12 protein-coding genes and 1 tRNA gene are annotated in these 11,155 nt (G+C 58.9%); 6 read left to right on the forward strand and 7 right to left on the reverse strand.

The window, feature by feature from the left end; translation table 11 throughout:
• Position 1 precedes the first annotated feature (1 nt).
• Both QP503_RS04305 and QP503_RS04310 read left to right on the forward strand, forming a co-directional pair.
• Complete coding sequence (locus QP503_RS04305) at positions 2 to 1,303, forward strand: PRTRC system protein E (protein WP_285101299.1); 1,302 nt, start codon at positions 2 to 4, stop codon at positions 1,301 to 1,303.
• 105 nt (positions 1,304 to 1,408) lie between these two features.
• A complete protein-coding gene (locus QP503_RS04310; RefSeq protein ID WP_285101301.1) occupies positions 1,409 to 2,311 on the forward strand; it encodes a hypothetical protein in 903 nt (300 codons plus the stop codon).
• Between the two features lie 77 nt (positions 2,312 to 2,388).
• On the opposite strand, the gene QP503_RS04315 is transcribed toward QP503_RS04310, so the two are convergent.
• Positions 2,389 to 2,478 (reverse strand) — tRNA-Ser (locus QP503_RS04315).
• A gap of 118 nt (positions 2,479 to 2,596) precedes the next feature.
• Positions 2,597 to 3,427 carry a tRNA adenosine(34) deaminase TadA gene (tadA, locus tag QP503_RS04320; protein ID WP_350338040.1) on the reverse strand — a complete coding sequence of 277 codons (831 nt, stop codon included), beginning with the start codon at positions 3,425 to 3,427 and terminating at the stop codon, positions 2,597 to 2,599.
• A 312-nt stretch (positions 3,428 to 3,739) separates the two neighbouring features.
• Between tadA and upp the strand changes: the two genes are divergently transcribed.
• Both upp and QP503_RS04330 read left to right on the forward strand, forming a co-directional pair.
• A complete protein-coding gene (gene upp, locus QP503_RS04325; protein WP_270773476.1) occupies positions 3,740 to 4,378 on the forward strand; it encodes a uracil phosphoribosyltransferase in 639 nt (212 codons plus the stop codon).
• Positions 4,379 to 4,614: 236 nt separating this feature from the next.
• Positions 4,615 to 5,163 (forward strand): YagU family protein, encoded by a 549-nt coding sequence (locus QP503_RS04330; protein ID WP_006680700.1) that lies wholly within the window; start codon positions 4,615 to 4,617, stop codon positions 5,161 to 5,163.
• A gap of 199 nt (positions 5,164 to 5,362) precedes the next feature.
• Here the strand turns inward: QP503_RS04330 and QP503_RS04335 are convergent, their stop codons facing one another.
• The 5 genes from QP503_RS04335 to QP503_RS04355 form a co-directional block, all read right to left on the reverse strand.
• Positions 5,363 to 6,211 (reverse strand): MetQ/NlpA family ABC transporter substrate-binding protein, encoded by an 849-nt coding sequence (locus QP503_RS04335; protein ID WP_006680699.1) that lies wholly within the window; start codon positions 6,209 to 6,211, stop codon positions 5,363 to 5,365.
• Between the two features lie 172 nt (positions 6,212 to 6,383).
• The gene (locus QP503_RS04340) at positions 6,384 to 7,145 is read right to left on the reverse strand and encodes a methionine ABC transporter permease (protein WP_219811019.1); all 762 of its coding nucleotides are present in this window, start codon (positions 7,143 to 7,145) and stop codon (positions 6,384 to 6,386) included.
• Entirely contained in the window at positions 7,142 to 8,134 is a 993-nt protein-coding gene (locus QP503_RS04345; RefSeq protein WP_006680697.1) for a methionine ABC transporter ATP-binding protein, read from the reverse strand. Before QP503_RS04345 ends, QP503_RS04340 begins: the two co-directional genes overlap by 4 nt.
• 235 nt (positions 8,135 to 8,369) lie before the next feature.
• Positions 8,370 to 8,837 (reverse strand): fluoride efflux transporter FluC, encoded by a 468-nt coding sequence (locus QP503_RS04350; protein WP_103633170.1) that lies wholly within the window; start codon positions 8,835 to 8,837, stop codon positions 8,370 to 8,372.
• Positions 8,834 to 9,376: a fluoride efflux transporter FluC gene (locus QP503_RS04355; RefSeq protein WP_285101303.1), complete on the reverse strand. Its 543-nt coding sequence runs from the start codon at positions 9,374 to 9,376 to the stop codon at positions 8,834 to 8,836. The genes QP503_RS04350 and QP503_RS04355 overlap by 4 nt, the downstream gene beginning before the upstream one ends.
• An 81-nt stretch (positions 9,377 to 9,457) precedes the next feature.
• Between QP503_RS04355 and gluQRS the strand changes: the two genes are divergently transcribed.
• Complete coding sequence (gluQRS, locus tag QP503_RS04360) at positions 9,458 to 10,405, forward strand: tRNA glutamyl-Q(34) synthetase GluQRS (protein WP_285067739.1); 948 nt, start codon at positions 9,458 to 9,460, stop codon at positions 10,403 to 10,405.
• 85 nt (positions 10,406 to 10,490) lie between these two features.
• Positions 10,491 to 10,862 carry a hypothetical protein gene (locus QP503_RS04365; protein WP_285067738.1) on the forward strand — a complete coding sequence of 124 codons (372 nt, stop codon included), beginning with the start codon at positions 10,491 to 10,493 and terminating at the stop codon, positions 10,860 to 10,862.
• Positions 10,863 to 11,155 lie beyond the last annotated feature (293 nt).

Raw genomic sequence — 11,155 nt, forward strand, 5'->3', positions numbered from 1 at the left:
CGTGTCAGACGAGGTTTCGGATAACAACGAGGGCACTGGGACGAATAGTGTTCCCGCTGCGCCGGCGCGTCGCTCTTTGCGCGATCGCATGGCAGACGCGTCTTCGCGTTCACGCTCCTCGTTGACCGAAGATTATGTTGGTGATTCAACGTCGCTCACCTCAACGTCGTTGAATGCCATCACCTCTCTGTCCGAGTTTTCGCAGACATTCTCCGTTGGCGCCAAAGGCGTTTCGCAGACGTCGCAGATTGCTCCAATTTCGGCAACAATTTCGACTTCCGCTCCCGCGCGTTCAATCGACGAGGCCGCAGCCTTGGAACACCATCTGCTGTTATTGGCCGATGAAGTAGATCCTTTAGAAATTGAGGCACTCGCCCTGTCAATTTGGGATGAAGCTCGCTGGGAGGGAGCCGGTCAGCTACACCTTGTTGGCGAGGCACGACTGGTGGGACCGTGGAGTATTGACGCAACTCTACGTAAGACGCTCAAGACCCCCGCTTCACTAACAAACGTGTGGGTGTTGGAATGCCCAAAGTCGCGCAGAAATCCCGTGGATCCTCAGCTTGCCGTCCTCGACGAGTGGGCAAGCGTTTTCCCCGATGGAGTTCCCGTCGGCCTAGAGTACCGGATTTTGACCGCACTGAAGCGGATGGCTCGACGCCTGGGTGGCGCTGTTCGCGTCGCCGATTCGGGGAAGATGATCGCCCCGGATCCTGATTCAGCGGTTTCGTTGACCGTATACACTCCACGCTGGCTGGATCCTGAGGACCTGTTGAACCTGCTAAAGCCTCATTTCCCACAGCTCACAGATTCACGTCAGATTGCCACTCCCGCACCGCAGTCCGCGCAGCAGGTGGTTCAAAAAAATGCTGCTATCGCTGCGGAACCCGGAACGATCCGCACAGATATCGCGACAAAGATCGCGAAAGCACGCGAACTGGCCGAAAAGGCAGCGAAAGAAGTCGGCGCCACCCCCGAAGTTGTTGCCGGGTACGCGCTTGTCACCCCGATCGCGAACCGGTCAGATCTGATGATCGAAGTAGAGCCGATTCCTCGTCCCCCCCAGGTTCTGCGTTGGGAGTCGTGGACAACGGGCGTCATCATCGAATATCACCTGAAATGGTTGCCGGCAGGAATGCTTGAGCCACCGACCGGAGTGTCACGAACAGCGCGCTTGGAGCGCATGCGCTCATCGCGTGACATTGAGAAGGTCGCAGAAATCATCGTCACCGCCGTCGGCGGATCCGTGATTGACGAAGACGGTTTCCTCGTCGGTCTTGTGGACGATACCGCAATCGAATAACGGCATACTCGGCCAGCTTGCGCCGTGTGTTCGTCTACAGCGCACACAAGCTCTTGCTCAGCCAAGATTCAGGAAACATTCAGACGAGTGCGATGGAATATACCCATGAGCACCACCGGTAGCCCCGAACCCCGCGAAGTCGAACTCATCTTCGAGGATCCCACCTCCACTGGGCGTCCCTCCGCAGGATCGGCATCTTCGGCCGGCAACTCCACGCCGGATTCGCGCGACCACGTTCACTTCACCCAGCGTTCAACGCCGGGCACCAACGAGCAGACCGCGCCCCAGCCGACGACCACCCAAGCGGGCACGGCCTCGTACACCTCAGGAAACGTCGGTCGAGAATACTCCGGCGACTCAATCCCCACCGCACGCCTGAGCGAAACACAACTGCCCAGCCTGCAGGTCTTGGGGATTTCTCTCCTCGTCGCACTCATCCTGAACATGCTCCTGGCGTTCACCTCCCTGATCCCAGCAATCGCAGGAATTACAGCACCGTTGAACACGATGCTGGCAAGCCGGTCAGCACTCATTGCGACGGGACTTGTTTCAACGCTCGTCGCCATCGCAATCACATTCGCCACCTGGAGTTACTTGCGTAAACGCGCAGAAAACGGGCGAGCAACCGCATTCGTGTTCATCACCTGGCTCTCATGGTTGCTCAGCGGAATCTTCGCGTCCGCATCCACCGGTTCCCTCCCCTTCGTCGTCTCAGCGGTCGCATTCTGCGTCTCATTCACGACAACGGTGCACCACATGAACAACAGCACGACACGAGGCATCACCCGCTGGTGGGAATGGGTCGCCAGCGCCGTCAGCCTGATCGTAATCATCACTGCGGTCTTGACCGGCACTGCGACGCTCGCATCCGCGATCATCACGTCGATCATTTCGACGGCTGTCACCCTCATGTCAATCCGCGCATGGAACGCCTTCGTTGCACCCATCATCGACACGCGCGAACACGTCCGCTCCATGATGAACGTTATGCGAGGCGCCGGCTTCTAAGTCATTGCCGAATACGCCACGGGGTGCAGACGCTCGGCATAAAAATGTGTCCCGCAGTCAACGACTGCGGGACACTCTGGCGGTAGCGCAGGGATTTGAACCCTGGGTGGCTGTTACACCACACAGCATTTCGAGTGCTGCACCTTCGGCCGCTCGGACACGCTACCAATGCGCATAAGTATAAACAGAAGTCGCCGGCAAACTCCACACGAGGTCCGCCCATGCGATACGTTCCACACGTTGTCCCCGCGTCGTTACGCAAGCATTCTGCCAACCCCGCACCGATCAGTGCCTCGCCCGCTGAAACGCGTGACTACGCAACGGAATACCCGCCACCATGCGCACATCTGCCGGGGTGCCCACATGCTTTGGGCGAGTGGGCGCAGATACAGCGGGCGTCCTTTCCTCAGCTGGCACCGCATCCACCTTCGAAGCAACGAGGCCCGAATTTTCGTGTTTCACCCGATCAGACACCGGTTGCGAAGCTCGCTCCATCTGCGGAAGCAACGTCGTAGCAGACTTTTGCGTAGGCTCTTCAGACTTCTTCGCTTCCATGTCACTGTCTGAAACGGAGTCCGAAGACTCGAGCGAATCCGGGTGATTCCACGACGCAACTGTCTCGAAGGTAGGGACAACAACCGGCTCACTTGCCAGAGCACCGCGCCCCGTCGGCTCAGCCGTAGTTTCGCGCTTGTCTTGGAAGAACGCCTTCAGCTGGATCGTGGCTTCGACCCCTAAAACACCCGGAATGACCTCAAGACTGTGGTTCATCCGAGAATCACGCAACACATCACGCAACGAACCCGCCGCGCCAGCCTTCGGATCCCACGCACCAAACACCACGCGATCAACGCGTGACGCCAACGCCGCCCCCGCGCACATCGTGCACGGCTCAAGCGTGACAACCAGCGTGCAGCCCACAAGATTCCAACGCTTCAAGGTCTGGCCAGCCTCGCGAAGCGCATTGATCTCTGCGTGACCGCACGGATCATGCGCGGCCTCGCGAGTATTCCAGCCCTTACCAACAATCCGCCCCAGCGAATCAATGACAACGGCACCAACTGGCACATCGCCCGATTCACGGGCCTGGTTGGCGTAGAACAAAGCGCGGCTCATCGCGTCACGATAACGATCCATTGGTGTCACGCCTACAGCCTACCGGCAGGCATATACAAATTGAATCGCACTATCCAACCGTGCAGGAAACTCTCAGGAAAAACGGCTTTTTCAGGCGCCTTTCACTCAAAAATCCGCCTATCTCTCCACCTGAGACATCGTCCCAATATCGTCCGGCGCAATCAAGGAATCACCCTCACATTACGGATCCGGGCCTCGTCCCCCATCAAACACAAGTGGCACCGAGGCGGAATAATCACGAAAACGCCGGCGCGCTACCCACTGCCCGCCCGCGCGCGGTAGCCTTGAACTATGCATCTTCATGTCGCGGACCACCCGCTTGTTAGCCATAAGCTCACCGTTCTGCGCGACCGCGAAACGCCGTCCGCAACCTTCCGCCAGCTCGTCGATGAGCTCGTCACACTGCTCGCCTACGAGGCCACGCGCAACGTCGCCGTTTCCGAAACCGCGATCAACACGCCCGTCGCCCCAACCGTTGGCCTGCAGATCTCCGAACCGCGCCCTATCGTCGTCCCCGTCCTGCGCGCAGGCCTGGGCATGCTCGAAGGCATGACCCGCCTGGTCCCGACCGCAGAAGTCGGCTTCCTCGGCATGCGTCGCGACGAGGACACCCTCGAAATCGAAACCTACGCCAACCGCCTGCCCGACGACCTGTCCGGTCGCCAGTGCTTCATCCTCGACCCGATGCTCGCCACCGGTCACACCATGGTCGCAGCAACGAACTACCTGTTCGAACGTGGCGCCAAGGATGTCACCTGCGTATGCATTCTCGCAGCTCCGGAAGGTATCGCCGAACTTGAAAAGGCAGTGGGCGACCGCGCAGACGTCAAGGTTGTTGTCGCAGCTGTTGACGACCACCTCAACGAGAAGTCCTACATCGTCCCGGGTCTCGGTGACGCTGGCGACCGTCTCTACGGCATCGTTGACTGACATTGTTGCATGCACGTTCACTTTCATAGTGAACGCCGCACATATCTGAAGTAGGGAGCTATTCCAATCGGGGTGGCTCCCTACTTTTGTTTCTTCGTCTCTCTGGCTCCAGCACATCAGCAACGAGGACGAATTCCCCTGGTTGTTCACTCAGCGCCAGAGATTGACATGTGATGTGAGGCGTTTAATCGCTTACATAATGTCACGCTGTCAACGGATTGACATATGCTGACAGCATGAATATCACACAGACTAATCCGAAGCGTCGCAAGTACGGCGTTGCAGCACTCGTTGGCCTCATTGGTGGCATCATCTCCGCCATCATCAAATTCGGTTGGGAGGTACCACTGCCCCCGCGTACGCCGGAACGCAACGCCACCAACCCGCCGCAGTCCCTGCTTGAATTGTTCGGCATGAACCCCGACCTCACGCACGCCACCTACACCTTCAACGGCAATGAAGGCCTGCCGTGGATGTCCTTCATCATCCACTTCTCCTTCTCGATCGTCGTCGCCATCGTTTACTGCGTGCTCGCTGAGCGCTTCCCGCAGGTCAAGCTCTGGCAGGGTGCCGTCTTCGGCATCCTCGTGTGGATCGGCTTCCACGTCATCCTCATGCCACTCATGGGCATCGTCCCGGCACCGTGGGATCAGCCGTGGCAGGAGCACTTCTCCGAGATCTTCGGCCACATCGTCTGGATGTGGGTCATTGAAGTCTTCCGTCGCGACCTGCGCAACCGCTTCACCAAGGAACCGGACGCCGAGTTCGCGCTGGAAACTCACTGATCGCACTGATTACGCTGACCGCGACTTGAACAAGCATTCACGCAGACAAGCGAGGCTAGCTTCAGTAGCGACCAACACTTGAGCTGAGGGCCACCCCGACTTTCGGGGTGGCCCTCTCTTAAAGTAAGTTGGCTGGTCAGCTGCCAAGCTCGCCAATCAACACCGGCAGCCGGTCAGCAGAGCTGGTCAGCAGTACCGATCAGAACGCGGGGATGACGGAGCCGTCGGCCCAAGTCTGTTCAATGTAGGACTTGACCCCATCGGAGTGGAGCAACTCTTCGAGCTTCGCGATCGCTTCGGCCTTGTTAGTGTCACTCTTCCAAACGAGGACGTTCACTGCCGGGTTGTTCTTGGGGGACTCGACGACCAGGGCGTCGTTAGCCTGCGACAGGCCACCTTCCTGGGCGTAGTTGCCGTTGATAACGGCGATGTCAACGTCCTGCAGGGAGCGAACCAGCTGGGCGCCTTGAACCTCCTGGAAGGTGAAGTCGCCGAGGATCTTCACGTTGTTCACGTTGGCTTCAGAACCGTCGGTCGGCAGTTCGACGAGGCCCTGCTGGGAGAGCAACGTCAGCGCACGAGACTGGTTGGTGACGTCATCGATGATGCCGATCTTTGCGCCTGCCGGAAGTTCATCCAGCGACTTGATCTTCGACGAGTAGATTGCGAGAGGCTCAAGGTGAATACCTTCACCGGCGGTGAAGTCGTAGCCGTTTTCTTTTTCAGCGATCTCCAGGTAGGGGACGGTCTGGTAGAAGTTCGCGTCGAGCTCGCCGTCATTCAGGGCGGAGTTCGGCAGGACGTAGTCGGTGTACTCGACGATGTCGAGGTTCAGGCCCGCGTCAGCTGCCAGGTTGTCCTGGATGTACTGCAGGATCTTTGCGTGCGGGGCCGGGGTGGCACCAACCTTCAGGGTGACGGTGTCGCCAGAACCGGACGCTTCAGAGCCGGAAGCGGACGAATCGGAACCGGTGGAGCCACAAGCTGCGAGGCCAAGGGCAAGGACGGTTGCTACACCAGTAGCGGCAAGATTACGGATGGAACGCATGAGAATTCCTCTTTCTGTGTTGTTACCCAGAAACGTACTCGCTCAACCTCAAGGGGAGCACAGACGTCCGGGTATGAAGACTGTGTAACGAAATAGACCACTGAATGGTCAGTCGATGTGAAACGATTGATTGAACAGTGCTGGCCTGCCGGTTGCCCGACTGGTGGTCGACTCAGCGGTGATCCACCAGTCGGCTGATCATGTCACCAATCATCTGAACCAGCTGGACGATCACGATGATCGCAATAACCGTGGCGATCATGACGTCGTCCTGCCAACGGTTGTAGCCGTAGTTAATGGCCATCTGTCCAAGACCACCACCGCCGACGGCGCCCGCCATTGCGGAGTAGCCGATCAGGGTAATAGCAAGCGTGGTCGTGGACTGCACCAGCGCGGGTGCAGCTTCGCGAACCTGAACACCCCAGCGGATCTGGCGGTTCGTTGCGCCCATCATCTGAGCAGCTTCGATTTTGCCGGAGTCGATCGCAAGAATGTTCGATTCGACGAGGCGCGCGAAGTACGGCACCGATAGGAGCACGAGTGGGACGACGGTTGCCTGCCAGCCGAGCGTTGTTCCCACAATGATGCGGGTAACGGGCAGTAGGACGACGATGCCGATGATGAACGGCAGCGAGCGGATGACGTTCACGATCGTCGACGCGGTCTGGTAGATGGTCTTATTCGGAGTCAGGCCATTCTTGGCAGTCTGAACAAGCAACAGACCAAGCGGGATACCGAGCAGGACCGTGAACAGCGTGGAAAAGCCCATCATCGCCAGGGTTTCACCGATTGCCGGCAGGAACTGCTTCGTCAGCGCCGGGTTATCCAGCCACTTCGGGTCGTTCACACCAGCGGACAGGAGCCCAGCAGGTAGCAACCCTGCGGGCAACAGGCCTGCAAGCGACGTGTAGAGGGAGGGAAGAACGGGTGTCATGCGGACCTCACCTCGGCGTAGATGTCATGTTCACGCAGTTCAGAAAGAATTTGCTTCGAGTGGTAACTGGGCACGGAGAGTGCCAGGCGACCAACCTGAGTCATTCCAATAGATTCGAAGGTTCCGGCTGTCACGTCGGCGCCCATTGAGGCGGCGAGGTTCAGAACGGTCGCACCGGTGGGCACGCCGGGGTGCGATGTGAAGATAACGTCGAGAAGCGTGGTGCCTTCGCGCAGGTCAGCATCGTCAACGGACGGTGCGGGAACGAGTTCACGCGAGAGTGGGCTGGACGGGTCGGCAACGACCTCTTCGACAGTGCCCGTCTGGATGACGCGACCGTGACCGAGCAAAGTAACGGAGTCGCAGATTTCGCGGACGACAGCCATTTCGTGGGTGATGACCAGAACGGTCACGCCTTCTAAGTCGCGAACCTTGCGGATGAGTTCCAGAATCTGGCGCGTCGATTCGGTGTCGAGCGCGGAGGTGGGCTCGTCACACAGCAAAACACTGGGATTGTCCGCGAGCGCTCGAGCAACGCCGACGCGCTGACGCTGACCACCGGAAAGCTGAGACGGATATGAGTCGCCTCGTCCCGAAAGACCGACAAGGGCAAGTAGTTCTTCAACGCGCGCTTTGATCTGATCCTTCGGTACGCCCGCAAGTTTCAGGGGGTAGCCGATGTTCTGCGCCGCTGTGCGCGAGTCCAGCAGGTTCGCGGCCTGGAAGACCATGCCGATCTTGCGACGAGCTTCTCGCAGGGCTTTTCCACGCAACTGCGCCAAGTCGAGCCCGTCGACGACGATATTGCCGTCGCTGGGGTGTTCAAGCGCGGTCAGGCATCGGATGAGCGTTGACTTGCCCGCACCAGACTGACCAACGATTCCGTGGATGGATCCACGTTCAACGTGGAGGGTGACATTGTCGAGCGCGACAACCTCGTTGCCACCTTTGACGGAGTAAACCTTTCGCACTCCGGCAAGGTCAATCATGGCGCCCTCCTTCGATTCAGATCGTGCGCGCCGGGTTTTCGGCGCGTTTTCGCGCTGCGTTGATGTTTTCAGCATAGGAGGCAAGTCCGCGCCACCCAAATTTTCTGTTACATAACGCCACGATGTGAAATGAAAGTGAGCCTGACCTGCAGTTTTACGCGATCACGTTTCGGTAACCGTCAGCGCGCGAACAGTGATCCAGATCGCGAATTGCGCCTTAGTCGACAGATACAGCTCATCCAATCCCCAGCAGATAGGAGACGAGTGCCGTTAATCCAAGTCCCAGCAGATAGGAGACGAGGCCACTCACCCAGCCGACAACAATCAGACTCATTCCGGCGCGGACCCGACGAGCCCACACCTCGGTCCACGCATCCAGGACCGCGGTTGAGAACGTGGTGAAGCCACCAAGGAAACCCGTTGATAGGACAAAACGCATGGTTCCGGTGACGCCCGGATAGTCGACCGTAGACCCACCGGCGACAAGGACCGCGAGTAGCGGGAGGATCCCGGTCAGGAAGCCAAGCAGGAAACAACCGACCGTATTGACGACCACGATGCCGACGTAAGGGCGGAGGGGCTTTCCAGCCAACGCGCGCTTGCCAACCCACCTGGTTTTTACAGCCAGATCGAGTTTCCAGCGCGAGAGGGCACCGAGTGCTCCACCGAGGGCCGTGCCGAGCACGCTGAAGAGAACGATCATTGTTCCTCCTCAGCGAAGGTGTCACGGTCGACCATCCCGGCCGCATCAGAAGACGGAGATGAAACGCTGGAGCCGGCCTCGTCATTCACCTCAACGACCTCGAACATGCGGAACTTTACGAAGCGGCCCAGCGCACAACCGCACCCCGCGCACACGACGCCAAGGAAAAGCAACGTCAGCGACGCGAGCGCCGGAACAATCGCCCCGACAATAGATCCGGACGCGATCATCCCATTCGCAGTTGCAGCGATCAATGTGCCGTAGGTTGTGAACGCTCCCAGGAAGCCGGTGGCAACCAGCAGGCGCACACGCTCGCGTGAGGGATCAGTAAAAAGCGACACGACCACACCAAGCACAAACGCACCGAGAAGATTCACAAAAACCGTCGACCACATGATGGGAATCGCGTGCGAAATGACCGCAGAATCGGGGAAGAACACTGTCAGATAGTCCACGCCAGCGCGAACAAGCGCGCCCAACGCGCCACCAACGGCAACGTACGGCCAGATGCGCTGGACGGGCTTTGCAGGATCATTCATCGCGTCCAGCCTACACAAGTTCACGAGACTCGGGCAGGAACGATCAGCCTGCCCTGTCGGCGCAGTTTGTACACTAAACCCATGACCAGCGGTTCCCTCATTCAGCAAGGCGTGGGACGTTTTGCGCCCTCTCCTACCGGGGATTTTCACGTCGGGAATCTGCGGACCGCGATCCTCGCTTGGGCCTGGGCGCGTAATAGCGGGCGCTCGTTTGTCCTGCGCATGGAAGATATAGACCGCGTGCGTTCGGGCAGCGCCGACCGCCAGATCGGCGACCTGAAAGCGATCGGACTGAACTGGGATGGCACAATACTGGTGCAGACGACGCGTTCAGCCGCCCACACGCAGGCGCTCGATTACCTGCTCGAGCAGGGATATGCGTTCGAGTGCTACTGCTCCCGCAAGGACATTAAAGAAGCCGCGTCCGCTCCCCATGTTCCGCCGGGACACTACCCCGGCACATGCCTCAACCTGACTGACACTGAGCGCGAGGTTCGACGCCGACAGCTCACCGAAATCGGGCGTACTCCCGCGCTTCGCCTTCGCGCTCCAGCAAGCGAGTGGACCGTATTCGACGAACTCCACGGTTCTTTCACCGGCCCCGTCGATCACTTCGTGCTGCGCCGTGCTGACGGCGTGCCCGCGTACAACTTGGCCGCGGTGGTCGATGATGGCTTCCAGCATGTCGACCAAGTTGTACGAGGCGACGATCTGTTGTCTCAAGCGCCCGCTCAAGCGGCGTTGGCAACACTGCTCGGAATCGCGGTCCCGACTTACGTGCACGTGCCACTGGCACTGAACAAGACGGGCTCTCGCCTCGCGAAGCGCGACGGAGCCGTCACCCTCGCTGACCTGCATGAACTTGGGTGGACCACGGAGGATGCCGTCGAATGGATTGGTCGTTCCCTGGGGGTCGACGGAGCGCAAACCGCCATCGACATTGCAGACGCTCTCCCCATCGACTCCCTGCGAGCACTCCCCCTTGACCCGTGGATTGTCACCCCGCCCACCGGGCTCCCCGCATTCTGAGCCAACCGGGTTTCACCTCCATCCTCCACTTTCTGAACAGGAGCATGACCAGCAGAAGTAGGTGGCCTCGTGTCACACTTAACCCATGGATTTCTTCCAGAAGCTTTTCGGATACAAAGAACCGACGCTCATCGTTGCTAAGTCGGACAACTGGACGCAGTTAGAGCCGTCGCACGACCTTGACGTCACGATTGCACGTCGTGCGCGCAAAGAAAAGTGGGCTCCAACCAGCGCGGATGCTCCTGCAGAGTTCCACTGCATGCTCATCCTGCACGGCGGGTTCTCCGATGGCTACTTGGAAGTGAACTGCCTGGGTAAGCCGATCGCCACTTTCAATCACGAACAGGTCGCAGACACTATGGAACGCATGCGCGCTGACAACGGCCTGCGAATGACAGCGGTCAAAACAACCGCTTTCCTCGACGCTGACCGCTGGATTGTCACCGTCAATATCTGACACGGCACACTCATCGGAGCAAATACCAAGACGGATCCCTACACATCCGCAAAGACTGAGCAGGCCACTAAAACCACCCCGACACGCCCGAAAAGACACACTTGGGCATGAGCCCGACATTTGGGCATTAGCCACAAAAAGCGCATTCAGTAGAAATAGAAAATCCGATCAGCTCAACGTAAAATCGTTGGAACTGAGCGGATTGTCACTAGAAATGCAGAACCCCCGCCGGTGGATCGCACCGAGGGGGGCCGCTGCGCGCTCGAAGGGACTCGAACCCCCAACCTTCTGAT

This window comes from Pauljensenia sp. UMB0895 (assembly GCF_030218905.1).
GTDB lineage: Bacteria > Actinomycetota > Actinomycetes > Actinomycetales > Actinomycetaceae > Pauljensenia > Pauljensenia turicensis_A.